Origin of the sequence: Billgrantia pellis (genome assembly GCF_008297955.1) — a bacterium.
Lineage (GTDB): Bacteria > Pseudomonadota > Gammaproteobacteria > Pseudomonadales > Halomonadaceae > Halomonas > Halomonas pellis.
Genome location: NZ_VTPY01000003.1, coordinates 309667 through 336521, shown reverse-complemented (window position 1 = coordinate 336521; position 26855 = coordinate 309667). Strand labels below are relative to the sequence as shown.

The window sequence follows — 26855 nt, the reverse complement described above, 5'->3', positions numbered from 1 at the left end:
GAGGAAACGCCATGTGGCATCAGCAGGAACTACGCCTCGAGCCGCGCCCGCGCGGCTTTCACCTGATTACCGATGAAGTGGCCTCGGCGCTGAGCGAGTGGCGCGAGGTGCGGGTGGGGCTTCTGCATCTGCAGTTGCTGCATACCTCGGCATCGCTGACGCTCAATGAGAACGCCGACCCCGACGTGCGCCACGATCTCGACGCCTTCCTGCGCGAGCGCATCCCGGGGGACCTGCCCTATTTCCGACATACCCTGGAGGGACCGGACGATATGCCTGCCCATGTCTGCGCCAGCCTGCTCGGCACCCAGCTTACCCTCGCCGTGCGCGATGGCCGCCTGGCGCTGGGGACCTGGCAGGGCATCTGGCTTGGCGAGCACCGTGACCATGGCGGCACGCGGCGACTTATCGCCACGCTGCAGGGCGAGTAACGTGCCGCGTCAACTGGCCGGCGCGGCCAGCCAGCGCTCGGCCAGCCGCCTGGCCCGGGCCGGGTGGCACACGGCGGCCAGGCGGCCGGTTTGTCGCTTCACGCCGGCGCGCTTGAGCTTATGAACCATGCGTGCCGGCATACCGACGAAGATCAGCCCCACTTGGCGTGCGGCCAGGTCCTCGATCAGCGACCGCAGGGCGACGATCGCCGTGGCATCCAGGCTCGGCACGTCGCGCATGTCGAGCATCACCACTTTCACCTCGGGATCCACCACCCGCAGCGACGACACCGCTTTCTCGGCGGCGCCGAAGAACAGCGGGCCGTTGACGTCATAGAACGCGACCTGGCGGGGCAGGTCGCGGCTCTCTTCATCGCTGCCGGGCTCGAGTCGGCGAGCGTGGGTCAGATGGGCCATGCGGCGGATGAACAGCGCCGCGGCGAGGCCGAGGCCCACTGCCACCGCCAGCACCATGTCGAATACCACCGTGAGCAAAAAACAGATCACCAGGATCGCCACGTCGCTGCCCGGTGCACTCTTCAGGGTATGCACGAAATGGCGCGCCTCGCTCATGTTCCAGGCGATAACGAACAGCAGCGCCGCGAGGGCGGCCATGGGTACCCGAGCGAGCACGCCGGCCAGCGCCACTACCGCCAGCAGTACCACCAGCGCATGGACGACCGCAGCCACTGGCGAGAAGGCGCCGCTGCGAATGTTGGTGGCGGTGCGTGCAAGCGCCGCGGTAGCGGTGATGCCGCCGAAGAAGGGGGCCGCGATATTGCCGAGCCCCTGGCCGATCAGCTCGGCGTTGGGGTCGTGGCGAGTACGCGTCAGGCCATCGGCCACCACCGCGCAGAGCAGCGACTCGATGGCCGCCAGCATGGCGATAGCCAGCGCCGGCCCGAGCAGTTCACGGATCAGGTCGAAATCCACCATGAGCGGAGACCCGTCGGCCCCGGGCAGACGCCAGGGCAGCACCAGCCCAGGGGCGAAGGGCGGGATGCCGCTACCTGCCTGTCCCTGAGACGCCCAACTGAAGCGCGAGGCGATGGTCTCGATCTCCACGCCCAGCGGCGCGACGGCCAGTGCCGCCAGCGTGCCGACTGCCAGGCCGACCAGCGGGGCCGGTACCGGTAGCTTCAGCCGCGGCCACAGCATCAGCGTGGCCAGCGTCACCATTCCGATACCGAGTTCTGCCGGAGCCAGTGAGGGGACGGCACGGGCGATGGCGGCCAGGTTGTGTAGCGTGCTGTCGCCGAGCGCGACATGCTCGAGCCCGAGGAAATCGGGCAGCTGCAGCAGGGCAATGACCACGGCGATGCCGGCGGTAAAGCCGAGCACCACCGGATAGGGGACGAACTGGATCAGGTTGCCCAGCCGCGCCAGCCCCAAGGCCACCAGGATCAGTCCCGCCATCAGCGTGGCGAGCAGAAGCCCACCCAGGCCGTGGCTGGCGACGATGGGAAACAGGATCACCACGAAGGCCGCGGTGGGGCCGGAGATGTTGAAGCGCGAGCCCCCGGTGAGTGCGATCACGGCCCCGGCGACGATGGCGGTATACAGGCCGTGCTGGGGCGGCACGCCGGTGGCGATGGCCAGCGCCATGGAGAGCGGTACCGCGACGATGCCGATGGTCAGTCCCGCCATCAGGTCGCGTTTGAGTTCGGTCAGGCCATAGCCTTGGCGCCAGGCCGCCAGCAGGGCGCTACCGGGCAAAGGCAGCCGATAGCCAGACACGGAACGGGAGCGGGACATGGTGACTCCGAAGGTGGGCAAAGGAAACAATACGTTACTCCTGCCTGTCGCACCGCCACAAGGCTGCCTCATCGGGCGGCAAGGCAAAAAAACGGCGACACCCGAAGGTGTCGCCGTGAAGGGGAGGTGAACGTGGATCAGGCCGGGCTGGCGTCCGCCGGCGGTTCGCCCACCGCGCCCGGCATGGCCTGCACGTTGCGGCCCTGGCCGGCCAAGGCCAGGAAGTGCAGGTGACGCTCGTACTCCGAGAGCACGTCGGCGATCACCTGGCCGCGGGTGAAGCCATTCAGGTCCTTCTCCTGGCCGCCTTCGGCCAGGTAGACATCGAGGCGCACGTAGTAATCGTCATCCACCGGCAGGAAACTCGGTGTGCGCATGCGATGCGGGCAGACCTGATAGACGAAGCTCGCCGCGTTTTCGAGGTCGACCTGCAGGGTCAGGCGCGGCAGCGATTCACCCTCGCGAAGCTCCTCGCTGACGTTGGCATCTTGGCCGCGGCTTTCCAGCTCCTGGGCGAACTGGGTCAGGGCCGGGCGAATGGCATGCTCGATGGTTGCGGCGGCGCCGGCGCGGTTGGACGTATCCAGAGCCCGGTCGAGGCGCTCGCGCCAGTCGCCACCCGGTGCGGTGCCGGCGATATGACGGCGCGCCTCGGCCTTGCTGCCCTCGAGCTGAAGTGCCTTGACCATGCCGACCATGATGGCGAAGATCACCAGCGAAAAGGGCAGGGCGGTAATCACCACCGCGCTTTGCAGTGCCGCCAGGCCGCCTGCCATCAGCAGGGCCACGGTAATCAGACCGATTACCGCCGACCAGAAGATGCGCAGCCGGATCGGTGCATCGTGGTTCACGTCGGATAGGATCGAGGTGAAGTTCGCCAGCACCAGGGCGCCGGAATCCGCCGAGGTGATGAAGAACACGATGCCGAGAATGGTCACCACGGCCGCGGTGATGCCGACCCAAGGATAATATTCGAGCAGCGTATACAGGGTGGTCTGCGGCGTGTTCAGGGCTTGCTCGCCGAGTTCGGCGACGCCCTGGTTGGCCACCAGCTCGATGCCGCTGTTTCCGAACACCGACATCCATACCATCATGAAGGCCAGCGGGATGAACAGGGCGCCGGCGACGAACTGGCGAATGGTACGCCCGCGCGAAATGCGTGCCAGGAACAAGCCGACGAAGGGCGTCCAGGCGATCCACCTCCCCAGAAAAAGAGGGTCCACCACATCTTCCATTCGTTGGCCGCATTGCCGGCAAAGGCGTAGGTATCGAAGCTTCTGGCCACGAAGCTGGAGAGATAGTCACCGGCATTATTGACCGCCATGTCGAGCAGTTTCAGGGTTTGGCCCTGGAACAGGACGAACAGCAACAGCGCCAGCGCCAGCAACATATTGAATTCGGACAGCCGGCGAATGCCCTTCTCCACACCGCTGACCACGGAAACGGTGGCAAGTACTACGACCAGCACGATCAGGATCACCTGCACCGAAAGACTCTCGGGCACGTCGAACATGTAGTTGAGCCCGTAATTGAGTTGCATCACGCCGATGCCGAGGCTGGTGGCGATGCCGAACACAGTGGAAATCACCGCGGTGATGTCAACGGCGTTGCCGATGGGACCGTGGATGCGTTTGCCGAGCAGCGGATAGAGCGCGCTGCGGATGGCCAGCGGTAGACGATGGCGATAGCTGAAGTAGGCCAGCGACATGCCCATCAGTACGTAGAGCCCCCAGCCGGACAGGCCCCAGTGCATGAAAGTCTGAACGACGGCATTGCGCATGGCTTCCTGGCTTTCGGGCGTCAGGTCCGGCGGGGCCAGGTAATGGGCCACCGGTTCGGCGACGCTGAAGAACAGTAGGTCGATACCGATCCCGGCGGCGAACAACATCGAGGCCCAGGACAGTGTCGAGAATTCCGGTCGCGAATGGTCGGGGCCGAGGCGAATGCTGCCGAAGCGCGACAGACCGATGGCCACGACGAACACCAGGTACGCCACAACGGCCAGCATGTAATACCAGCCGAACGTTTCGCTGACCCAGGCCAGACCGGTGTCGAAGAAGGCCCCGGCCGCTTCCGTGAAGGTCATGGTGAGAACGAGAAAGACGAGGATGCCGGCCATCGAGCCGTGGAACACCACGGCATTGAGCCGGTCGCGTCGTTCGGTAGGGGGTAGGTGATGCGCCATGTAGGCGGACTCCTTTCAGGGTGAATGACCCTTCCCGCCGTTTCCCTGCCGAGACGCACTGTGGATTGTTCCACACAATCGAAAGCACGCCTGATACTGCCCAGATACTACAACCTGACGCTTCGTGGCGGAGATATCACCTCGCGCCCCACTCGCCGGCACATTGAGACGTGCCGGATCAGGCTGTCGACTTCCTGGCGGGAAGTGCGCTCTTATTTTTGAATGAACGTTCAAGTAAAATACGCACTTTCTCCATCGCCTTCAACCCTGCGTTAACAGAATGGCCTGAGCGTTAACGCAGCGTGGCGAGAGGAGCTTGCAGCTACCGTTACGCAAGCTATACCTGATCTAACCGACGATAATTCAGGAATGCGCAGTGACTGCGCTGGCATGGAGGCTCTCGGGACGACTGCAGCCGGCGGTATGTCGGCCAGCAGTAGGCAACTACAACGATAAAATTCCGGAGTATCTGATGGCTCATGACAAGACACCGGCGGCCCCGAACGACAGCCAGACCGCCATCGACAGCCAGCCCTCCAGCACTTCCCGCCGCCGCTTCCTCACCGGCTCGGCAGCCGCCGTGGGTGCAGGCGCCGCAGCCGCGGTGGGCTTTCCCAGCATCGCCGTGGCCCAGACCACCACGCTGCGCTTCCAGAGCACTTGGCCCAACCAGGACATCTTTCACGAGTTCGCTTCCGACTACGTGCGCATCGTCAATGAGATGTCGGGCGGGCGGCTGCGCCTGAACCTACTGCCGGCCGGTGCCGTGGTGGGCGCGCTACAGTTGCAGGATGCGGTGATCTCCGGCGCGCTCGATGGCGGCCACGGGGTCACGGCCTACTGGTATGGCAAGCACAAGGCCTTCTCGTTGTTCGGCACGCCGCCCCCCTTCGGCTGGGATGCGCACCAGTTCCTCGCATGGTTCTGGACTGGCGGCGGCATGGAACTCTACAACGAGCTGCTGGAGCGCCTCGAGCTACCGCTGGTGGGCTACCAGACAGGGCCCATGCCGACCCAGGCGCTGGGCTGGTTCAAGGAGCCGATCGCCGGCGCGGAGGATCTGCGCGGCCTCAAGTATCGCACGGTGGGACTGGCCGCCGACCTGATGCGCGAATTCGGCGCGGCGGTGACCATCATGGGCGGCGGAGATATCGTGCCGGCCATGGACCGCGGTCTGCTCGACGGCGCCGAGTTCAACAACCCCTCTTCGGATCGCCTGCTCGGCTTCCCCGACGTCAGCAAGACCTGGATGCTGCGCAGCTACCATCAGGACTGCGAAGCCTTCGAGGTTATCTTCAACAAGAACAAGCACGACAGTCTACCGGAGGAGTTCCAGGCGATCCTGCAGTACGCCGCGAAAGCCGCGTCATCGGAGATGTACTGGAAGGCCATGGAGCGCTACCCGCGTGACCTCAATGCCATGCGCGAGGAACAGGGCGTGCAGACCTACATCACGCCCGATTCGGTGCTACAGGCCCAGCTCGAAGCGTGGGACACGGTGATCGCGAGCGAGTCCCAGGACGAATTCTTCAAGAAGGTCGTCGATCATCAGCGCGAATATTGCGAGCGCGTGGTGGGCTACCACCTGGAGCACACCACACCCAAGGAGCCGGCCTACGTGCATTTCTACGGCAAGTCGCCGACCGATACCTCCACCATCCTGTGAGTTGCCGGGCCCTTCATGGGCCCGGCCAACCTGTTGTCCCGGTGCAGGATGTCACCGGATTCGTCTTCCGCTCTGCGTCGCCCCGGTGGCGACGTAGGGGGTGGTGAGAGGTGATCATGCGTTTCATCTTTTTCATCGACCATCTCAGTACGTGGGTGGGCAAGGCTTTTGCCTGGGCGATCCTTGTCCTGACTTTCGTGGTGAGCTACGAGGTCTTCATGCGTTATGCCCTGGGCGCGCCGACGACCTGGGCCTACGACACCAGCTACATGCTCTACGGTACGTTGTTCATGATGAGTGGCGCCTATGCCCTGGCCCACAATGCCCATGTGCGTGCCGATGTGGTGTCGCGCTACTTCTCGCCGCGCTGGCAGGCGGGAATCGAGCTGGCGCTCTATCTGCTGTTCTTCTATCCCGGCATTCTCGCACTGGTGTGGAGCGGCTGGGATTTCTTCGGTGTCTCCTTCCGCCAGAACGAGCACAGTTCCTTTACACCGGGTGGTCCCCCGATCTGGCCCTACAAGTTCGTCATCCCCGCCTGCGCAAGCTTTCTGGCCATTCAGGGCATTGCCGAAGTGGGCCGTTGCTTCATCTGTCTCAAACACGGCCAATGGCCGCCGCGCCTGGGCGACGTCGAGGAAATTTCCATTCCGGCCAACAAGGAGGCGGAGATCAAGGCCGCCGAGGCCCAGTCAGGAGACAAGCAGCCATGAGCGAACCGGAAATCGGGATCCTGATGCTGGGCATGCTGGTTATCCTGATCATGCTCGGCTTCCCCATTGCCTTCACGCTGATCGCCATGGGCATTGGCTTCGGCTACTTCGCCATTGGCGACATCATCTTTCCATTGCTGGTCCAGCGCGCCTACGGTGTCATGTCCAACGACGTGCTGATCGCCGTGCCGCTGTTCCTGTTCATGGGCTATATGGTCGAGCGGGCCAATATCCTCGACCGGCTGTTCGGCAGCCTGCAGCTGGCCGCGCGCGGCATGCCCGCCTCGCTGGCGGTAGCCAGCCTGATCACCTGTGCGCTATTCGCCACGGCGACCGGCATCGTCGGGGCGGTGGTCACACTGATGGGACTGCTGGCATTGCCGGCAATGCTCAACGCCGGCTACGACAAGCGCCTGTCGAGCGGTGTGATCTGTGCCGGCGGTTGTCTCGGCATCTTGATCCCGCCCAGTATCATGCTGATTCTCTACGGAGCCATGGCCGGCGTTTCGGTGGTGCGCTTGTATGCCGCCGCGCTGATTCCAGGGCTGCTGCTCGCGGGGCTCTACATCGTCTATGTGATGGGCCGCGCCATGTTCAACCCGCAGGTGGCGCCCAAATTGCCGCCCGAAAAGCTGAATGTGCCGGCCAAGGAAGTTTATTGGGGATTGTTGACCTCGTTCGTACCGCTGTTCGCGCTGATCATGTCAGTGCTTGGCGCCATCCTCTTCGGCCTGGCCACGCCGCATGAGGCGGCGGGCATCGGCGCGTTGGGCGCCATGGTGCTGGCCATGGCCTACCGGCAGATGACCTGGGCCAGGCTCAAGGAGGCGGTATTCCTGACGGCGCGTACCAGTGCCATGGTGTGCTGGTTGTTCGTCGGCTCGTGGATTTTCTCGTCGGTGTTCTCGCTGCTTGACGGACATACGCTTATCGAGCACTGGATCAGCGGACTGTCGCTGACGCCACTGCAGTTCCTGTTGCTGGCGCAACTGATGATCTTCCTGCTCGGCTGGCCGCTGGAGTGGACCGAGATCATCATTATCTTCGTGCCGATCTTTCTGCCGCTATTGCACATGTTCGGCATCGATCCGCTGTTCTTCGGCGTGCTGGTGGCGCTGAACATCCAGACTTCGTTCCTGACGCCGCCCATGGCGATGTCAGCCTTCTATCTCAAGGGCATCGCACCCAAGGGGATACAGCTTGGCGACATCTTCATCGGCATCGCGCCGTTCCTGCTGTTGGTATTCGTGGCCATGTTCATCCTTTACCTGGTGCCGGGTACCGTCTTCTGGCTGCCGGGAGTGCTGTACAACTGAGCCTGGCAGCCACGGTCACAGTAAAACGCATCGGGCCCGGCACAAGCCGGGCCCGATGCATTTTACTGCCTTGGCGATCCATCAGCCCTGGTGGCGTTCGCCATGGTGCTTATCGTGGCCCCTGTGGTGGCGGGGCTGCATAAAGGCCTCGAGAGCGGCGATCTGCTCCTCGCTCAGCACTTCGCCGAGGGCTTCACGATGTTCGTCGCGCAGCGACCGCCACACCTCACGGCGCGCCGCGCGGGAATCGAACTCCTGGTCGCGCAGTTCCCGCATGTCGGCATACAGGGAATCGCGCAGTTCGCTCAGCCGCTCGCGCTCGTCGTCGGAGAGTTCCCAGCTGTCGACCAGGGTGGCCAGGCGATCCTGCCTATTCTTCCGGCGCTCGCCGCGATGCTCGGCATGCTGCTCCTGGCGCATCTCACGCTTGGCCTCGCGCAGAGCTTCACGCTGCTCCTCGTCGAGAATCTCGTTCATCCTCTCACGGTGCCGCTCGCGCAGCTCGCGCATGGCCTGGTGAAGCTCGTCGTGGGCCTGCTCCAGGGCGCTGCGGGTCTCCTCGTCGATACCGGCGCGCTCGAACAGAACCTGGCGGCGCTCCTCGAAACGCTCATGGCGCTGCTCATGCCAACCGTCCTCGCTCTTGGCGGGGGCGGCTGCCAGCGATAGGGGCGCGATGGCCACGGCGAGCAGGGCAGGCACCAGCAGGTTGTGGGTAACGTTACGGCGCATCTCGGTCACTCCTTTGCATTGGGATGCTGGCAGTGTCGTAGGTGCCTGTGCAATCAACTTGCACCAAACGTGAAAGAAGCAAGATCACTCTTCAGGTTGGTACTTGTAGCCGACTCCGTAAACCGAGCGGATAATCTCGCGCTCGGGCCAGGCGTCGGCGATTTTGCGCCGCAGTTTCTTGACGTGACTGTCGACGGTGCGCTCCGAGACGATACGATGATCGCGATACATGCGATCCATCAGTTGATCGCGGGAGAAGATGCGTCCCGGCGCTTGCATCATCACCTTGAGCAACTGGTACTCGACGGCCGTGAGTCCTAGATCCTGGCCATCGGCGAGTGCGCGCCAGCCCTCGTCGTCGAGCGTGAGCTGGCTGCCGGTGGCGGCCGCTGCGGGGTCGTGAAGCGCCTGGCTGCGGCGCAGGACGGCCTTGACCCGGGCCACGACCTCGCGCGGGCTGAAGGGCTTGCAGATATAGTCGTCGGCCCCGAGTTCCAGGCCCAACAGGCGGTCGACCTCCTCGACCCGAGCGGTAAGCATGATAATGGCGATGGCCGGCCAGCGCTGGCGAATCTCGCGACACAGTGTCAGGCCGTCGGTCCCCGGCAGCATCAGGTCGAGCAGCACAAGCGCCGGGGACGCCTCAGCCTCGGCGCGTTCCAGCAGCCATGGCAACACTCGGTCGCCATGGTCGATGTGTTGCGTGGCGAAGCCGCTGCCTTCCAGGTAGTCGGCCACCAGTCGGGCGATCTTGGGCTCGTCCTCGATGATCAGCAGGGTATCGCGCGGGGCGTCGGCTTCTTGCATGGGCGCTTTCCTCATTCGCGTTGTTCGCCGGCCTCGAGGACCGGAAATTCGAGCGTCCAGCATAACCCACCCAAGCGCGAGGGCGAGGCTTGCAGGGTGCCGCCGTGGCACTTGACCAGAGCGCTGGCGATGGAAAGCCCCAGCCCGCTGCCACCGCTGGCGCGACTGCGTGACCCCTCGACCCGGTAGAGCCGCTCGGTGAGCCGATCGAGCGCCGCGTCGGGTACGCCCGGCGGGCTGTCCTGCCACACCACACGCGCCCGATCCCCGCGCAGGGTCAGGCTGACATCGAGACGGCCCGGCGAGGTCGTGTAGGCGCAGCTGTTGTCGAGCAGGTTGGTCCATAATTGGCGCAGGCGGCGGGCATCGCCGCGGATCCAGGCCGGCCCCTCGATCGAGGTGGAGAGCGCCATGCCGCAATCGGCGAGCCAACCGTTCGCTTCATTCAGTCGCGAGGCCAGGCTCGACGAGAGATCGAGCGGGGCGAGCTGGACCTCCAGGGCACCGGCATCGCTCTGCGAAAGCAGGCGCAGATCGGCGACCAGCCGCTCGAGCTGGCCCACCTCCTGCGACAGCGAACGCAGGTTGTCCTCGTCGAGCGGACGGATACCGTCCTGCATGGCTTCGATCTCGCCACGCAGGACGGCCAGCGGCGTGCGCAGCTCATGCGCAATGTCCGACACCCAACGGTTCCGGGCCTCTCGGCTGGCCTCCAGGGTGGCGGCCAGACTGTTGAAGTCACGTGCCAGGCGCGAGAGTTCGTCACGACCCCGCTCCGGCAGTCGCGTGCTGTAGTCGCCCTCGATCAGCTGACGGGTGGCCAGCGCCATGCTGCGCGTGCGACGCCCCAGCCACCAGGCCAGCCCCCCCGCCAACAGCAGCGATGCCAGCCCCAGGGCCGCGACGATGATGCCCAGGTTGCGCTGTTGGCGGGCGAGGAAGATACGGTCCATGCGCGCCATCAACTGTTCCGGGGGCCGGTAGCCGAGGGTACCGACCCGCTGGCCCTGGTGCTCGATGGGCAGCCAGTTCAGCTTGGCGGCCCCCTCGTGATCGTCGGGCGGCAAGCCGATCACGGGAAGGCCCTCGGCGTCGTGCAGCACGAAATCACGGGCATCGCCCAGGCGGCGCTCAATGCCGTGGGGTGGGCGCTCGCCGGGCCACAGCTGCCGACGCACCAGCCGCTCCCAGGCCGGCGGGGAGTTGCGCAGCCACTGCCAGCCGCCGCGGCTCGCCCACTCCTGGCCGAGGCCTTCGGCCAGGGTTTCGGCGCGACTGGCTTGGGTGGTCTCGAGATACTCCAGGAAGCCGCGGTCGAGGCTGCGCGATACCGCCAGGAACACCAGCCCGGCGATCGCCACGTTGACCGACAGAATGATCACGAACAGCTTGAGGCCCAGGTGCGAGAAGGGCGGGCGACGGAAGCGTAACCTCATCGAATCGGCTCCTGAGGAGAGGCGGTTGACGGGGGCGGGTGACCCAGGCGTTCGCGCAGACCCTCCAGCATCAAATAGAGACAGGGTACCAATACCAGCAGGATCAGGGTGGCAAACAGCAGGCCGAAGCCGAGCGAGATGGCGAGGGGAATCATGAAGCGCGCCTGGCGTGAGGTCTCGAAGATCATGGGAGCGAGCCCGAGGAAGGTAGTCAGGGTGGTCATCATGATCGGCCGCAGGCGGCGCGTCGCCGCGGCGACGATCGCCTCGCGCGCCCCCAGCCCTTCGCGTCGGCGTCGGTTGGCGTAGTCGATGAGCACCAGGGCGTCGTTTATCACCACGCCCGACAGCGCCAGCATGCCCATCAGACTGATCACCGATAGGCCATAACCCATGAGCGCATGACCGGCCATGGCGCCGATGATGCCGAACGGAATCGCCGCCAACACCAGCAGTGGCTGCAGGTAGCTGCGAAAGGGAATCGCCAGCAGCGCATAGAGCGCGATCAGGGTCAGCCAAGTGGCCTGGGTCAGGGCCGAGACGCTGTCGGCAGTTTCCTGCTGGCGTCCCCCCAGGGTCAGCTCCAGCCCCGGCCAGGCGGCCCGCAGGGCAGGGAAGAGGTCCGCTTGCAGGGTCGCTACGACCTGGTTGATCCGGGCATCGCTATCGGTGTCGGCGGTGACGCTGATCTGGCGCCGACCGTTGATCCGTTCCAGGGTGGTGGCGGCGCGGCCCAGGTGGATCTCGGCGACCCGCCGCAACGGTACCTCCAGGCCGGAGGGCGTACGAATCGGTAACTGCTGCAGCTGGCCCAGGCTGTCGCGCTCGTCGCTCGGCAAGCGCACCACTACGCTGATTTCATGAGCCCCGACGAACTGCTCGAGGGCGGTGGCTCCCTGCAGCGGGCCTCGCAATTGGGCGGCGAGGTCGGCGCCGGTCAGCCCCAGCGCTCGTCCTTCCGGCGACAGGCGCAGCTCGAGCTGGGGCTTGCCGTCGGCCAGGCCGCTGTCGATATCAGTCAGCCCGTCGAATCCGGCGAGCTCATCTGCCAGCCGCACGGCAGCCGTTTCCAGCGCGCGGCTATCGGGGTGAGACAGGCGCAGGGTGAGTCCGGCGCCGGCGCCGGGTCCGCCTACATCCGATTCGAAGCGTACCGCCTGAACGCCGACGATATCGCCAGCCTCCTCGCGCCAGGCGCGCGCCACCCGCGACGGCGGCCAGGCAGCGAGACTCTCGCGTGCGAGGGTCAGGCGCACGCTGAGGCGGTCGCCGTCGATCTGGGCATGGGTGGCCGTGAAGCGCGGCCCATCGTTGCGCGCGACCAAGGCTTGGGCGCTCTCCAGCAGCCGGTCACGAATGCGCCGATCCTCGGCGATGGGGCTGCCCACCGGCAGGGTCACGCTGGCCTGTACCCGGTCGGATTCGACCCGCGGCATCAGCGAGAAGCCTAGGCGTCCGCTCATGCCCCAGGCGATGGCTATGACGAGCACGGCGACAGCCAGGCTGACGGTGAGCAGGCGTTGGTCGAGGGTGCGCTCGAGGAAGGGCGCGAAGCGATGATGAGTGAAGTGGGCCAGGCCCTCCTGCAGGGTACGGCGCAGTCGGTCCAGCGGCTCGAGCCAGGGCGAAGCGTCACGTCCGCCGGCACGGTGGGCCAGATGCGCCGGCAGGATGAACAACGCCTCCAGCCACGACACCAGGAATACCGTCACGACAACCAGTGGGATGACGGCGAAGATCATGCCGAGAAAGCCGGGCAGGAACAGTAGCGGCAGGAAAGCCACGATATTGGACAGGATCGCGAAGGTGATCGGTACCGCCATCTCGCGCGCGCCACGCACCGCGGCTTCGCGTAGCGAATGTCCCTGCTCACGGTAGCTGTGGATGTTCTCGCCGATCATGATGGCGTCGTCGACGACGATGCCCAGCGCGATGATGAAAGCGAACATCGACATCATGTTGAGCGAGACGCCGAGCCAGGGCAGGAACAGCAGGGCGCCGAGGAAGGCGGTAGGGATGCCCAGCGTGACCCAGAAAGCCAGGCGCGCCTCGAGGAACAGCGCCATCAACACCAGTACCAGCGCCAGGCCCAGCCAGGCATTCTTGAGCAGCAGGTCGAGACGATCGCGATAGATCTCGGAGCTGTCCTGCGACACGTCCAGAGCGATGCCCTCGGGCAGTTGCGCACGCAGCCGATCGAGCTGGGCATGGACGGCATCGGAAATGCCGATCGGCGTTTGGTGGCCGGTCTGGAAAACCGCCAGGCTGAGCCCGGGAGCGCCGTTGTACAGCACCTCGCTGTCGGTCTCGGCGAAGCCGTCGACCACCCGGGCGATGTCGCCCAGGCGCAGCTGGCCTCCGTCGGCGGTGCCGATCAGCGGCAGTTCGGCGAACTCGCGGGCCTCGTCGCGCCGCCCCTGGTAGCGGATCAGCCATTCGCCTTCGTCGGTGGCCAGGCGACCGCCGGCCAGGTCGAGCGCCTCGTCGGCGATGCGGGCGGCCAGCCCGCGATGATCGAGCCCGTGCCGGTACATGGCCTCCTCGTCGAGCAGTACCTGTATCTCACGCTCGCGGTTACCGGCAAGTTCCACCTGGGAGATACCCGGAGAAGCCTGCAGCTCGGCGCGCAGCTCCTCGGCGACATCGTGCAGCAGGCGCTCGTCGACCCAGCCGTGAAGCTGCAGACTCATGACGCTGCGGGCGCGCCCGGCGAGGTTGAAGCGCGGGGGATCGGCGGCGGCGGGTAGCTGAGTGATCGCATTGATGGCCTGCTGAATCTCCTGATAGACGCGCATCACGTCGACGCCATCGATCAGCGTCACCGAGACGCGCCCGGCGCCCTCGTTGGCGGTGGCGGTGAGTTCATCGATACCGTCGACGTCGGCCAGCGCCGCCTCCATGGGCAGCAGCAGACTGCGCTCCACTTCCTCGGGAGTGGCGCCAGGGTATCCGATCGCCACGTGCACGATCTCCAGCTCGAAGTCGGGGAAGACCTCTTTCTTGATCGCGGTGGAAGCCAGCAACCCGCCGATGATCAGCAACAGCATGAACAGGTTGGGCGCGACGCCATGGTGAACCATCCAGGCGATGGGGCCGCGACGCATCATGAGCGGGACTCCCCCGATTCTCCGGCCGGGCGCTCACGGTCGGCGATGCGCGGTCGTAGGCGCATGCCTTCGCGCGGCTGGCCGAGCTGTGAGGTCACCACGCGTTCGCCCTCCTCGAGGCCGGCGCCGACCAGCACGCGCGTCTCGCCTCGGTGGACGACCTCGACCGCGCGTCGGCGAAGGCGCTCCTCGTCGTCAAGCAGCCAGACTTCCTCGCCGGGCCGCAGCGCGGCGGCGGGCAGGGCGAACAGCCCCTCGCGGGGCCGTGCGACGAACGTCAGGCGTACCACGTCACCCAGACGCAGGGCGGGGAGGTTGTTCTCCAGACCGAGGGGATCTTCGATCGCCACCAGCAGTTGTGCCTGCAAGCCCTCCTCTTCCAGTGCCGGCAGGATGGCGATCACCTCGCCGCTGCGCGTCTGGCCGTCGGGCCAGGTGCGGGTGGCCAGGGTCACGGGGCTACCGGGACGACCTGCGTCGGCGGCCTCGAGCCACGCCAGTGCCTCTCCCGGCAGCGAGACGCGCACCCAGAAGCGTGACGCATCCACCAGATGCAGAATTTCGGTGCCATTGGCGACGGCGCTGCCGGCTCCCAGCAGGCGCGCCTGCACCATGCCTCGCCAGGGAGCACTGAGTGTGGCGCGCTCGAGTGCGAGGCGTGCCCGGTCGCGGGCAGCGCGGGCTCGCTCCACTTCCGCCTCGGCGTTACGCAGCTGCGGTTCGCGCAATACCAGGGCACGCCGCTCGGCGGTCAGTTCCCGGCCGAAGCTGCGGTATTCGGTCTCGGCTCGCTGCTGTTCGCCGCGCTCCATGGCGAGTGCGGCCTCGGCTTGCACCAGTGCGGCTTCGGCCTCGCGCAGGTTGAGGCGAAGGTCGGCGTCATCCAGCCTGGCCAGCGGGGTGCCGGCTTCGACCATCCGACCGGGGAGCGCTTCCGCCGTGAATTCGACCAACTCGCCAGCCACGCGGCTGGCGAGGCGCGCCTCGCGTTCGGCAACGACCCGGCCGAAGCCGTGCAGCTCCGGCGCGGCAGCCTGGTGTTGGGCGTCGATGACGTCAACCAGCGGTGGCGAGACCTCGGCGCGCGGGCGGCGTTCGATGCGGGGTGGTTGAGTGAGCAGCCACCAGGCGAGGACTGCCGCGACGGTCAAAAGCAGCAGGGCGAGCAGGGTGCCGACGGCGATACGACCCCGCTGGCGCCGGGCACGGCGTGAGGAGAAGGATAACGGTAGAGGGGCTGGGGCGGGCATGGACGACTCGCGACGGCAGATGGGCCATGACAGCATCCCCCAACGCGATGCAGTCAATGGTCAGGAAAGGTGCAAGCAGTGTGCAAGCGAGGCGCGCTGAGTGACGGACACGATTTCGCCATTCACAGCGACAGGAAGAACAGGATCAACGGCGGCGACAGCAGCGAAAGCAGGAACCCGCTGACAACGGCGATCGGCACGCAGGCAACGCCGCCGTGTTGCTGGATCACCGGTAAGGTGAAATCCATGGACGTGGCGCCGCCGTAGCCGATAGCCAGCGGAGCATGGCGGCGAATGGTCAAAGGAATCAGAACGAAGGCCAGCAGCTCACGGGTCAGGTCGTTAAAGAAGGCCACGCCGCCGAGCAGCGGGCCGAGGCGATCGCCGACGAGGATCGCCGAGAGCGAATACCAGCCGAAGCCGGACGCCAACGCCAAACCCTCGTTCCAACGCAGCGCAAGCAACGGCGCCGCCAACAGTCCGCCGAGCAGCGAACTTACCGCCAGGGTAGCGGCAATCGCCAGACCGTGACGATTGAGCAGGATCTGGCGCAGCGGCATGCCTGAATTGCGCAACTGACAACCGATCAATGCCAGCAGGGCGTAGAGCACCCATTCGGCGAGTCGCTCGGCGTGAACGAAGACACTGTCGCCGATCAGCCAGCCGAGTATGAGTCCGAGCAACACGCCGCCGCCTACCGCGGCCACCAGCGATAAGGAGCCGAGCAGGGCGGCCAGCTTGGTGGTCGGTGCGCCCCCGACCACCGGCGACGTGAGCAGGCGAAGAGCGAGTCGGCGCGACAGCCACCACAGTGCCGCCAGGTTGCAGGTGGTAATGACCGCGACCAGCAGGAGGGCCTGCCCACCCATGCGCGACAGCTCCAGGAGCAAGTCGTTCAGGCCCGCCAATCCGACACCCATCAGCAGCAGGATGACGTAGACCGAGGCATTGACGCCACGGTTGACCCATGCGAGCGCTCCGGCATGGCGCAGGGGGACCAGATAACCCAGCAGCAGCGGTAGCAAAACGATCAACAGCCCGGATAGCATCGCGATTCCCTTCAACGAGGCCGCCCATGGCGGCGAAAGCCGCCAACTGTATCAGGCTTTTCGGCGAAGTTCCGAGGAGAAGGTCAGCAAGGCGATGTCAACGTTCGGGCGCATCCAGCGCGGTGAGAAAGAGTCGGCTCTTGCGTTCGCCGTCGCTGTGGTAATCCACCGCCAGCAGCAGGCCGGGCAGCGCCGGGTGAAAATGAAAGAGCAGCGTGCTGTCGGGGCTCTCGGGATCTTTCACCTCGACCTTGAGCGCCTCGAACTCGCCCGAGGGCAGACGCAGCGTCTCACGTGCCAGCACACGGAAATCGCGAGTCTCCTCGCGACCGCGATGGTCCTGGTAAGAGAGCCGACAGGCATCGTCCTCGCAGCCGCCTGCGAGAGCGCGCCGGGAGAGTTCGATCAAGGCGGCTTGACGGTCGACGTGATGGGCAAGGTCGCCTTCGCCCAGTCGGTAGCGGCCGCCGACGCCCAGCAGCGAGTAGCCGCTGGCGTAGCTCACCGAGCGGATACCCTTCGAGGTGACGATGAAGCGGCTGCGTTCGTTACCGCGCGCCACGGCAATGGCGGCCTGCATGCGACTCTGCCAATGGCCCCCTTCGCGACTCAAGCGATGGTCGATAGTGGCATTGGGCCATCCCTTTACCTCGAGTCGATAACTGGCGCTGAAGGGCGTCAGTTCCGGCATCGCCGGCGTACGTTCGGCCAGCGCAAGGCCGGGCATGACGGCCAGCAGCAGGAGGAGAAGGCGGCCTAGCGTTCGTGGGAGGCGGATCATGGTGGGGCACCGCTTGGCTGAGAGGCAACAGTACCTGTGAACCGCGATGGACGAAGGGGTTCCATGGTGCACGGTTATTTCACGGTTGGCGGAAACACAGACGGCTCACTCATGCCATGCCACCCGGAGACGCTGACCTGGTACAGATTTCGGGCGATAGCGTGACGTCAGTCAATGACCGAGACGAAAGGTGAAGGAATGAGCTTAAGCTTTGGTGCGCATGGCCGATGAAGGGGCGTGCGATGCCATACAGCGCATTCGTATCAAGGCCGACGGATATCACAACAACAACGGCATGCTACGCCAGCCACGTCCCGATCAACGATATCACTGAGCTCGGCAGGGGTCCTATCATGCAAAACCTTCTTCACCGCATTCCGGTGTCACGCAAGTTCCTGCTGGCGCTGGCACTCCCCCTTTGCATCATCGTCTGGCTGGCCGGCGTCGGCATCCTGGAGCGCCAGCAGCAGTCAAGCGACATGCTCCAGGTTGTTCGCTTCACCGAGCTGTCGGCACGGTTGGGTGGCTTGATGCATGACATCCAGGTCGAGCGCGGCCTCTCGGTCGGCTTCCTCGGGAGTCGAGGTGATACCTTCGGCAATCATCTCGCCGCCCAGCGCGATCAGGTCGACAGGCAGCTGGCAAGCTACCGTACGGCCTGGCAGGGGATCGACGCCAGCGGCGATCCCGACATCGGCCAGCGACTGGAGGAAGTCGAAGCGATGTTGGCGGACATTGCCATCATGCGGCGCGGGATCGATGCCCTGGCGATCGAAAACCTGGACGCGCTGGAGTATTACACCGGCATCAACTCGCGTCTGGCCGAGATCGTGGGACGGTTGAATGCGCTCGCCAACGCCGGTGAGCTGGCCCGTAGCCTGGGAGCCTATTACGCCCTGCTGGAAATCAAGGAGGCCGCCGGAATCGAGCGCGCGATACTGGCCAGCGCCTTTGGCGCCAACCGTATGTCGCCGGATGACTATTACCGCTTTTTGAGGCTACTGGGCGAGGAGGAGGCATTCGAGGAAAGCTTCACGGTCCTCGCCGATACGGAATTCGCTTCGCGCTACCTTGCGGCTACGTCCGAGCACGAAACGCATAGCCGCCTGTTCATGATGCGCCAGATCGCGATGCGCCAAGGCATCGGTGGCGGCTACGGCATTAGCGCCGAGCGTTGGTTCGAAGCCCAGACCGGCAAGCTCGAGCGGTTGCACGGCGTTGAACTCGCCTTGGCCGACCATGTGCAAGCGCAAGCGAGTGCCCTGGCCGGCGAAGCACGCCTGGAACTTTGGTTGTTCGCCGGATTGGCAGGTTTGGTCATTGCGGTGGCGGTTTTCCTTTCCGCTGTGCTGGTGCGCAGCATTGTGGTACCGCTGCGCCGCGCTTTGAAGGAGATCACCCAGCGGGGTGGCAATCTCACGCATCGGCTGGACGTACCGGGAAGCGATGAACTGTCCCAGCTCTACTCCGCTTTCAACCAATCGACCGCGGACATGGAGTCCCTGGTGGCCAGCATCCAGCAGGGGGCGCGAGGCGTAGATCTGGCCAGCGGTGAGATCGCCCAGGGCAACGAGGACCTGGCGAGCCGTACCGAGGAGCAATCCGCCTCGCTGGTGGAAACGGCCACGAGCATGGAGCAAATGACCTCCACTGTGCGTCAGTCAGCCGACAATGCGCACCAGGCCAGCGCGATGAGTGAGCAGGCCGTTACCCAGGCCGAGCAGGCCAGTCGGGTCGCCGAGGAGGCGCGCGAGGCGATGCAGCAGATCTTCGAGGCCAACCGCCAGGTCACCGCCATCGTCGAGGCCATCGACGGCATCGCCTTCCAGACCAACCTGTTGGCCCTCAACGCCTCGGTGGAGGCGGCGCGAGCCGGCGAGCATGGCCGCGGCTTCGCCGTGGTCGCTGGCGAGGTGCGCAAGCTGGCCAGCCGTAGCGCCGAAGAGGCTGAGCGCATTCGCCAATTGATCGGCAATACCACCCGGCGAGTGGAAGCCGGTAACCAACTGGTGGGACAGACCTCGGAGGCGCTTACGGCGATTTCCCGCGGTGTGCGTCAGGTGGCCGACCTGGTGGCGGAGATCTCGTCGGCCAGCGGCGAGCAGTCGGCGGGCATCGAGCAGATCAACCACGCCATGAGTCAGTTGGAAACCACCACCCAGCAGAACGCGGCGCTGGTGGAGCAGGTGGCGACCGCGAGCCGTTCGCTCGACGACCAGGCCGGGGAAATGTCCAGGCTGATCGAACGCTTTCGCGTCAGCGAGGCCTTGGCGCGAGCGGGTCGAAGTGGCGGACGTCGCGGCGCTCGACTATCGCGAGACCAAGCGACTGCCGCAGCCGGCATGCGCCCTGCGTGCCGATCCCATGAGGGCTTCATAACGTAAAGCGGGCGAAAGCGTCCGCCAACGATACAGCCGAAAGCACGCGCGTGCTTTCGGCCCTCCGTATGACACCAACCTCTCTTTGACGAACTCAAGGATGCAGTGAAAGATGCGCAACTGGGCAACGAGCACCAAGCTGTGGGCGACACTGGGGCTGATGTGGGTAGGCATGCTGGTGTTGGTGGGGTGGACGGCCTACGACAAACGGGCCGGGCTGATGCAGGAACGGATCGCCAGTCTGGAGCATTTCGTGGGCAGCGCACGCGACATGGTGGCGAGCCTTGCCGTACGCGCGGAGCAGGGCGAATTGACGCGCCAGGAGGCCCAGGCGAGAGCCATCGAGAGTCTGGCCAATCTCAGTTTCGGTGAAGATGGCTACCTCTTTGCCTTCGACAGTGACATTCGGATCGTGGCGCATCCCCGAAGGGCGCTGGGCGATTCCATGCGCGACTTCCAGGACATGAGTGGGCTCTACCTCTATCAGGAACTGAAGGCCACGGCGGACCGTAACCCGCGTACGGGCGGCTTCGTCGCCTACCTATCCCAGCGCAGCCAGGCCGGCTCGGAGCAAGTGCCGAAGCTGAGCTACGTACAGCGCGTTCCCGGCTGGAACTGGGACTTGGCCGCAGGCGTCTACATGGACGACATCCATGCCGCTTTCTGGGAAAGCTTGATCGAACTGGGAGTGCTGCTGCTGGGAATCGGCATTCTCCTGACGCTCGCCATGGGCTGGATCATTCGAGACGTGCTCAAGAGTCTCGGTGGCGACCCCCATCATGCCCAGGAAGTGGTGCGGCGTATCGCGGGCGGCGACCTGACCCAGCCTTTGAGGCTCGAGGCCGGCGACGACACCAGCTTGCTGGCGGGTATCGAGAGCATGCGCCTGCGTTTGGTGGCGTCGCTCGAGAACATTCGCCGCGGCACCGCGAGGATCAATGAAGGCGTCGATCAGATCGTGATCGGCAATCAGGACCTCTCCGCTCGTACGGAGCAGCAAGCCGCGTCGATCGAGGAGACCGCCTCCAGCATGGAAGAGCTGACGCAAACGGTAGGTCAGAATGCCGTAAACGCGCAAGTGGCCAGCCAACTGGCTTTCGAGGCTCGGGAGACGGCACATCAGGGCGGCGAGATGATGGCCGATGTCGTCACTACGATGCAGGGCATCGCGCAGAGCGCGGGGCGGATGAAGGACATCATCGAAGTGATCGATTCGATCGCCTTCCAAACCAGCATCCTTGCCCTCAATGCCTCGGTGGAAGCCGCCCGGGCGGGCGAACAAGGCCGTGGATTCGCGGTAGTGGCTGGCGAAGTGCGCACCCTCGCCAGCCGTAGCGCCGACGCTTCACGCGAGATTCGAGCCCTGATCGAATCCTCGCATCAGCAGGTCGGCCAGGGCGCGGAGCTCGTCGAGAAGACGGGCAGTACCATCCGGGAGGTCGTCGGAGCCGTGACACGGGTGACCGACCTGATGGAGGAGATCGCCTCGGCGTCGGGAGAACAACGCATCGGCATCGAACAGGTCAATACCGCGGTCGGCCAGATGGACCGGGTGACACAGCAGAACGCAGCCTTGGTCGAACAGGCGGCCGGTGAAGCGGAAACCCTGCGCAGCCAGGTGGCGATGTTGGTTCAGGAGGTCATGTGGTTTCGCATCGAAGCGCAACAGCAGCGGTTGGTGCATGGGATGGCGACTGCGGTTCGACCGACTGCGCTCGAGTCCGATCCGCGACCGGCCGAACTGGCCTGAACGTCGCATGTCGCCGCAGCGCGGCGGCATGCACTTGCCTCAATAGCCCGCCTCGGGGTCGACGGTCTCCACCTCGCCGCCGGCCTCGAAGGCGCGAATCGCTTCGGCGGCCTGGTCCGCCGCTTCCTCCAGCGGCGTGGGACCGGCCATATGCGGCGTGATCCACACGCGCGGATGCCGCCACAGCGGGCTGTCCTCGGGTAGCGGCTCATCGGGGAAGGCATCGAGCAGGGCGCCGCGCAGCCTGCCTTCCTTTTCTCCTTCGCCCAGTGCCACGAGCAGGGCGTCCTCGTCGATCAATGAGCCGCGTCCGGGGTTGATCAGGGTCGCGCCGGCGGGCAGTGCAGCGAGCCTCTCGGCATTGACGATATGACGGGTGGAGCCAGTTCCCGGCAGTAACAGCACCAGGGTGCGTGCCTGGCCAAGCAGCTCATTCAATCCCGCGTCGCCGTGGTGACAAACGATACCGTCGAGGCGCTTGGGCGAGCGACTCCAGCCGTGCACCGGGAAACCGTCGGCGGCGATCATGGCGGCCACCTTGGCGCCGATGGCGCCGAGCCCGAGAACGCCTACCGGCCAAGCTTGCTTGGCGTCCACCGCATGTTCGCGCCATTCGCGGCGTGCCTGCTGATGCCGATAGCGGTCGAAGTCGCGCTGGAAGTGCAGAATACCGTAGCGCACGTAGTCGCCGATCAACTCGGCCATGCCGGCGTCGCGAAGCTTGACGATGGGCACGCCTTCAGGACGGCCGGGATTGCTCAGCAGCGCGTCGACGCCGGCCCCCAGGTTGACGATGCCCTTGGCTCGGTGCTGCTCGCGCAGCAGTGCCTCGGGCGGTTTCCACACCGCCAGGTAGTCGGCGTCCCGGCGTTTGTCGGCGGGGTCGTCGGCAGTGACGATCTCGGCGTCGGGCAGACGTTTGGCCAAGGCGTCGCGCCAAGTCTCGACGTCGTCGATGTGCAGCAGTATGCGCATAGCAGGTCCTTACCTCTCAGTACACGATTTGCATCATGGGCGGTGGGGCTTCGTCGAGCAGCACGGCCAGCCGCTTGAGGCCTTCCTCCAGACGTTCAATGTCCTGCTCGGCGCCCAGGCTCAACCGGATGCGCCGCGGCGGCGGGGTCTGCTCTACCATGAAGGGCACCGCGGTGGTGATGGCCAGGCCCTCCTGTTCGGCCTGTTGCTGCAGTTCTTCGGCACGCCAGGCATCGGGTAGGGTCACCCAAGCATGCAGGCTGGTGGGCCGCGATTCGAGCGTATGATGTCCGAGCAACCGAGTGGCGAGCCGCTGGCGTTCGCCAAGCAGGTCGCGTTGCTCGGCGGCCATGGCCTCGACGGTGCCGTCGGCGAGCCAACGGTCGGCGATCTCGAAGATCAACGGCGTGGCCATCCAGGTCGTTGCGCGCATGCGCGGCAGCACATGGTGTAGCTGGCCGCGCGGCACGGTGAGGTAGCCAGCGCGAAGTCCCGGCACGGTCACCTTGGTCAGGCTGGTGACGTGGAAACTGAGCTGCGGGATGCGTGCCGCGACCGGCGTGAAGCCCGGCGCCTCCAGGAGCGCATGCACGTCGTCCTCGATCAGCCAGACCCGGTGACGGGCCAGCACCTCTGCCACGGCATCCCGACGCGTCTCGCTCATGGTCGCCCCGGTGGGGTTGAGCTGAGTCGGGGTGAGATAGAGCGCGCGTGGCTTGAAACGCTGGCAGGCCAGCTCGAGAGCCTCGGGTATGAGACCCTCGGCGTCGATTGCGACCCCGCGCAGTTGGAAGCCCAGCGTGCGCGAAAGCGCGATCAACCCATGGTCGGTCAGGGCTTCGGTCAGCACCAGGTCGCCATGCTGCACGACGCTGGATATCGCCAGCATCAGGGCGTGGGCGGCGCCGTTGCAGAGAATCCGGTCATCCAGCTCCCCGGGCACGTGGAGGCGTGTTTGCAACCAGACACTGGCCCGCTCGCGTTGGTGCAGCAAACCGGCAATGGGGCGGCAGGCAGTGATCACTTCCGGACTGGCCTGTTCGGCAAGCTCCGTCAGTGCCTGGCGAAAGCGCAAGTGATGGCCGGGTGGGCATACCGGGTGAGCGATCGACAGGTCGATCAGCGGTGTTTCGTGACGCACCTCCTGGCCGCGGAGATAGGCTGACTCCCGGGCGTCATCGAGCGCATTGATCCACGTGCCGCTGCCCACCCGCGCCTGGACCAGACCCATCTTCTCGGCCTGGGCGTAAGCGCGCGAGACGGTCTGCACGCTGACGCCCAGACTCTCGGCCAACTGCCGATGGGGAGGCAGGCGAGTGCCGGGAATCAACTCGCCCTGACGCACCGCTTCCGACAGGGCGCGCGCAATCGACAGATATTTGGGACCGGTATCCGACAGGTACGGGGTCAGATCAATTGTCATGATTCAATAAAGCCTTTGACCGCCAACCAAGGGGGGGTGCTACTATCAGCTTAGCGGCATTGACGAGAAATTGTCATGTTTTTGGTCAATATGAGTCATGACGATTTCGGGCGACCCGATGCTTCGCCCGCGCCAATGTCCGCCACCCCGGCCCGGCCCTCTCCCCTGGAGACGGCCGGTTATTGGTGATGCGATGGCGAGTGGCCAATGACACAGGTATCCCTGCCCTTCACTCGTGAAGAATATGCAAGCCGGCTATGGAAGGTCCGCGCCGAGATGGCCAGCCGCGGTATCGACGTGCTGGTCATCAGCGATCCGTCCAACATGGCCTGGTTGACCGGCTACGACGGCTGGTCGTTTTATGTGCATCAGTGCGTACTGGTGGGCCTGGAGGGCGAACCGGTATGGTACGGACGGCGCATGGATGCCAACGGGGCGCTGCGCACCTGTTGGATCGACCCCGACAACATCACCTATTACCCCGATTACTACGTCCAGAACCCCGACATGCATCCCATGGATTACCTGGCCCAGTCGATCATGCCCGACCGCGGCTGGCATCAGGGTGTCGTAGGGCTGGAGATGGATAACTACTATTTCTCGGCCAAGGCCTATCAAAGCTTGCTGCGTGAGTTGCCGCACGCCCGTTTCATGGATGCCAATTCGCTGGTCAACTGGTGCCGCGCCATCAAGTCGCCCCAGGAAATCGCCTACATGCGGGTTGCCGGCAAGATCGTCGAGGGCATGCATTCACGGATTCTCGAAATGATCGAGCCGGGCCTGCCCAAGAGCAAGCTGGTCTCGGAAATCTATCGCGTCGGCATCGAGGGCTGCGTGGACGAGCATGGCAACATGTATGGAGGCGACTACCCCGCCATCGTACCGATGCTGCCCACCGGCAAGGATGCGGCGGCCCCGCACCTGACCTGGGACGACACGCCGTTCCGCGAGGGCGAGGGCACCTTCTTCGAGATCGCCGGCGTGTTCAAGCGCTACCACGCGCCGCTGTCGCGCACCGTCTACCTCGGGCGTCCGCCCCAGGACTTCGTGCGTGCCGAATCGGCGCTGCTTGAAGGAATCGAGAACGGCCTTGCCGTGGCCAAGCCGGGCAATCGCACTGCCGATATCGCCATGGCGTTGGGCGCGGCCATGGACAAGTACGGCTTCGACCGCGGCGGCGCTCGCTGCGGCTACCCCATCGGCATCAGCTATCCGCCGGACTGGGGCGAGCGCACCATGAGCCTGCGTCCCTCCGACGAGACCATACTGGAGCCGGGCATGACCTTCCACTTCATGCCGGGCCTGTGGCAGGACGACTGGGGACTCGAGATCACCGAAAGCATTCTGATTACCGAGACCGGCTGCGAGGCGCTGGCCAATTTCCCCCGCCAGCTATTCGTGAAATAAGGAGAGCCCAAGATGAGCAAGCGACCCAGCCCGATTAGCGCCACCGTCGATTTCGACGCCGTTGGCGTCCAGCATGGCTTCCTCAAGCTGCCGATCTCCACCGACGAGTCGGCCTGGGGGGCGGTGATGATCCCGATCACCGTGATCAAGAATGGCGAGGGGCCCACGGCGCTGCTTACCGGTGGCAATCACGGCGATGAATACGAAGGCATCACCGCCCTGATGAAGCTCACCAGCTCCCTGCGGGCGGAGGATGTCCACGGTCGAGTGATCATCGTGCCCATGATGAACGCCCCGGCGGCCATGGCCGGGACACGGACCTCGCCGATGGATGGCGGCAATCTCAACCGCAGCTTTCCAGGCGACCCCGACGGCAACGTCACCCAGAAGATCGCCGACTACTTCACCCGAGTGCTGGTGCCGATGTGCGACATGGTGCTCGACTTGCATTCGGGGGGGCGCACGCTGGACATCATTCCCTTCGGCGCCTCCCATGTCCTCGAGAATCCCGAGCAGCAGCGTCAGGCGCTCGAGGGTGCCAAGGCCTTCGGTGCTCCTTATGCCATGATGATGTTCGAGCTCGACGCCGCGGCGCTGTTCGACACCGTGGTCGAAAGCCAGGGCAAGGTTTTCGTGGCCACCGAGCTCGGCGGCGGCGGCACTTCGACACCCGAGAGTCTCGCCGTCACCGAGCGTGGCGTGCGCAACTTCCTGATCCACTTCGGACTGCTCGACGGCGAGGTGGAAATGCCCGCCGAGCCCCAGGTTTACCTCGACATGCCCGACGCCAGCTGTTACGTGCAGAGCGAACACAGTGGCCTTCTCGAGCTGACCCTGGCCCTTGGCGACGTGGTGGAGAAGGGCGAGGTGATCGCTCGGATCTACGACATGACCCGTAGCGGTACCCCACCGGTAGAGTATCGCGCCGAGCGCAGCGGTGTGCTGGCGGCGCGCCGCTTCCCCGCACAGGTCCATATGGGCGATACCATTGCCGTCATCGCCGAAGTCGTCGACTCACTCGGCTGACCGCAGCCGTTGTGCCACCCACAAGAGAGAAAAATGAAGCTCGATCGCTATGACCTGAAGATTCTCGAGATCCTGTCCCGCGACGGGCGCATCACCAAGTCGAAGCTGGCCGAGGCGATCAATCTCTCGGTCAGCCCTTGCTGGGAGCGCGTGCGGCGACTGGAGAGGGCCGGCATCATCCAGGGCTACAGCGCCCGCATCAATCCCAATGCGTTGGTGAAGCGTACGCCGGTATGGGTTCAGATCGAGCTCAAGCAGCACAATGCCGAGAGCTTTGCCCGCTTCGAGTCGCTGGTCCGCGAGAGACCCGAGGTTACCGAATGTGTGGCGGTGGGCGGCGGCGTCGATTACCTGATGAAGGTGGAGGCCGACTCCGTCGATGCCTATCAGCGATTGATCGATGAATGGCTCGCTTCGGAGGCCGGCATCGAGCGTTATTTCACCTATATCGTCACCAAGACGGTGAAAAGCCCCGCTCATGGCTTCTCCAGGGATGACTTTTCCTCCTGAAACCCGGGGGAGGCGCGACAGAAAAAAACGCAACTTCCTCACGGAGGACAAAAAAAAGCGCATTCGCCTTGCCGGCTAACGAAAAGTCCTGATCGCCTTTCCCCTATACGCTATGGGCATTGAGCAGCCGCTGGCTGTTCGTCTGTTTTTGCCATCAT

Annotated in this window: 19 protein-coding genes and 1 pseudogene; 9 read left to right on the top strand and 11 right to left on the bottom strand. The window is 65.0% G+C overall.

Annotated features, from left to right (window positions below; translation table 11 throughout):
• Positions 1-11: 11 nt before the first annotated feature.
• A complete protein-coding gene (locus tag F0A17_RS07390) occupies positions 12-431 on the top strand; it encodes a secondary thiamine-phosphate synthase enzyme YjbQ (RefSeq protein WP_149327710.1) in 420 nt (139 codons plus the stop codon).
• A 9-nt stretch (positions 432-440) separates the two neighbouring features.
• Here F0A17_RS07390 and dauA read toward each other — a convergent pair whose 3' ends face one another.
• Positions 441-2186 (bottom strand): C4-dicarboxylic acid transporter DauA, encoded by a 1746-nt coding sequence (gene dauA, locus F0A17_RS07385; protein ID WP_149327709.1) that lies wholly within the window; start codon positions 2184-2186, stop codon positions 441-443.
• 137 nt (positions 2187-2323) lie between these two features.
• Positions 2324-4371 (bottom strand): annotated as a pseudogene (gene betT, locus F0A17_RS07380) (choline BCCT transporter BetT).
• 472 nt (positions 4372-4843) lie between these two features.
• On the opposite strand from betT, the gene F0A17_RS07375 reads away from it, so the two are divergent.
• The 3 genes from F0A17_RS07375 (at position 4844) to F0A17_RS07365 (ending at position 8066) form a co-directional block, all read left to right on the top strand.
• Positions 4844-6037, top strand: a complete 1194-nt coding sequence (locus F0A17_RS07375) for a TRAP transporter substrate-binding protein (RefSeq protein WP_187774647.1) — start codon at positions 4844-4846, stop codon at positions 6035-6037.
• A 116-nt stretch (positions 6038-6153) separates the two neighbouring features.
• Positions 6154-6750, top strand: a complete 597-nt coding sequence (locus F0A17_RS07370) for a TRAP transporter small permease subunit (protein WP_187774646.1) — start codon at positions 6154-6156, stop codon at positions 6748-6750.
• On the top strand, positions 6747-8066 hold the full coding sequence (locus F0A17_RS07365; RefSeq protein ID WP_149327707.1) for a TRAP transporter large permease: 1320 nt from the start codon (positions 6747-6749) through the stop codon (positions 8064-8066). The genes F0A17_RS07370 and F0A17_RS07365 overlap by 4 nt, the downstream gene beginning before the upstream one ends.
• An 81-nt stretch (positions 8067-8147) precedes the next feature.
• On the opposite strand, the gene F0A17_RS20575 is transcribed toward F0A17_RS07365, so the two are convergent.
• The 7 genes from F0A17_RS20575 to F0A17_RS20570 all read right to left on the bottom strand — a co-directional run bounded on the left by F0A17_RS20575 (position 8148) and on the right by F0A17_RS20570 (position 17228).
• Positions 8148-8798, bottom strand: a complete 651-nt coding sequence (locus F0A17_RS20575; RefSeq protein WP_187774645.1) for a hypothetical protein — start codon at positions 8796-8798, stop codon at positions 8148-8150.
• Between the two features lie 84 nt (positions 8799-8882).
• On the bottom strand, positions 8883-9605 hold the full coding sequence (locus F0A17_RS07355) for a response regulator (protein ID WP_149327706.1): 723 nt from the start codon (positions 9603-9605) through the stop codon (positions 8883-8885).
• Positions 9606-9616: 11 nt separating this feature from the next.
• Positions 9617-11041, bottom strand: coding sequence for an ATP-binding protein (locus F0A17_RS07350; RefSeq protein ID WP_149327705.1), 1425 nt, complete (start codon positions 11039-11041; stop codon positions 9617-9619).
• Complete coding sequence (locus tag F0A17_RS07345; protein ID WP_149327704.1) at positions 11038-14148, bottom strand: efflux RND transporter permease subunit; 3111 nt, start codon at positions 14146-14148, stop codon at positions 11038-11040. Before F0A17_RS07345 ends, F0A17_RS07350 begins: the two co-directional genes overlap by 4 nt.
• The gene (locus F0A17_RS07340) at positions 14145-15398 is read right to left on the bottom strand and encodes an efflux RND transporter periplasmic adaptor subunit (RefSeq protein ID WP_149327703.1); all 1254 of its coding nucleotides are present in this window, start codon (positions 15396-15398) and stop codon (positions 14145-14147) included. Before F0A17_RS07340 ends, F0A17_RS07345 begins: the two co-directional genes overlap by 4 nt.
• Positions 15399-15520: 122 nt before the next feature.
• Positions 15521-16447: a LysO family transporter gene (locus tag F0A17_RS07335; RefSeq protein ID WP_149327702.1), complete on the bottom strand. Its 927-nt coding sequence runs from the start codon at positions 16445-16447 to the stop codon at positions 15521-15523.
• Positions 16448-16544: 97 nt separating this feature from the next.
• Positions 16545-17228, bottom strand: coding sequence for a hypothetical protein (locus tag F0A17_RS20570; protein WP_187774644.1), 684 nt, complete (start codon positions 17226-17228; stop codon positions 16545-16547).
• A gap of 353 nt (positions 17229-17581) precedes the next feature.
• Here F0A17_RS20570 and F0A17_RS07320 point away from each other — a divergent pair, with 353 nt between their 5' ends.
• Complete coding sequence (locus F0A17_RS07320; protein ID WP_228716833.1) at positions 17582-19612, top strand: methyl-accepting chemotaxis protein; 2031 nt, start codon at positions 17582-17584, stop codon at positions 19610-19612.
• 106 nt (positions 19613-19718) lie between these two features.
• A complete protein-coding gene (locus F0A17_RS07315) occupies positions 19719-21356 on the top strand; it encodes a methyl-accepting chemotaxis protein (protein WP_149327699.1) in 1638 nt (545 codons plus the stop codon).
• A 39-nt stretch (positions 21357-21395) separates the two neighbouring features.
• Here the strand turns inward: F0A17_RS07315 and F0A17_RS07310 are convergent, their stop codons facing one another.
• On the bottom strand, positions 21396-22331 hold the full coding sequence (locus tag F0A17_RS07310; protein ID WP_149327698.1) for a 2-hydroxyacid dehydrogenase: 936 nt from the start codon (positions 22329-22331) through the stop codon (positions 21396-21398).
• 16 nt (positions 22332-22347) lie between these two features.
• The gene (gene ehuR, locus F0A17_RS07305; protein WP_149327697.1) at positions 22348-23754 is read right to left on the bottom strand and encodes a MocR-like ectoine utilization transcription factor EhuR; all 1407 of its coding nucleotides are present in this window, start codon (positions 23752-23754) and stop codon (positions 22348-22350) included.
• Positions 23755-23961: 207 nt separating this feature from the next.
• Here ehuR and doeA point away from each other — a divergent pair, with 207 nt between their 5' ends.
• Genes doeA through F0A17_RS07290 form a run of 3 tightly spaced genes read left to right on the top strand, consistent with a single transcriptional unit; the run spans position 23962 to position 26697 of the window.
• On the top strand, positions 23962-25161 hold the full coding sequence (gene doeA / locus F0A17_RS07300; RefSeq protein ID WP_149327696.1) for an ectoine hydrolase DoeA: 1200 nt from the start codon (positions 23962-23964) through the stop codon (positions 25159-25161).
• A 12-nt stretch (positions 25162-25173) separates the two neighbouring features.
• Entirely contained in the window at positions 25174-26187 is a 1014-nt protein-coding gene (doeB, locus tag F0A17_RS07295; RefSeq protein WP_149327695.1) for a N(2)-acetyl-L-2,4-diaminobutanoate deacetylase DoeB, read from the top strand.
• Between the two features lie 33 nt (positions 26188-26220).
• Entirely contained in the window at positions 26221-26697 is a 477-nt protein-coding gene (locus F0A17_RS07290; RefSeq protein ID WP_149327694.1) for an Lrp/AsnC family transcriptional regulator, read from the top strand.
• Positions 26698-26855: the final 158 nt, after the last annotated feature.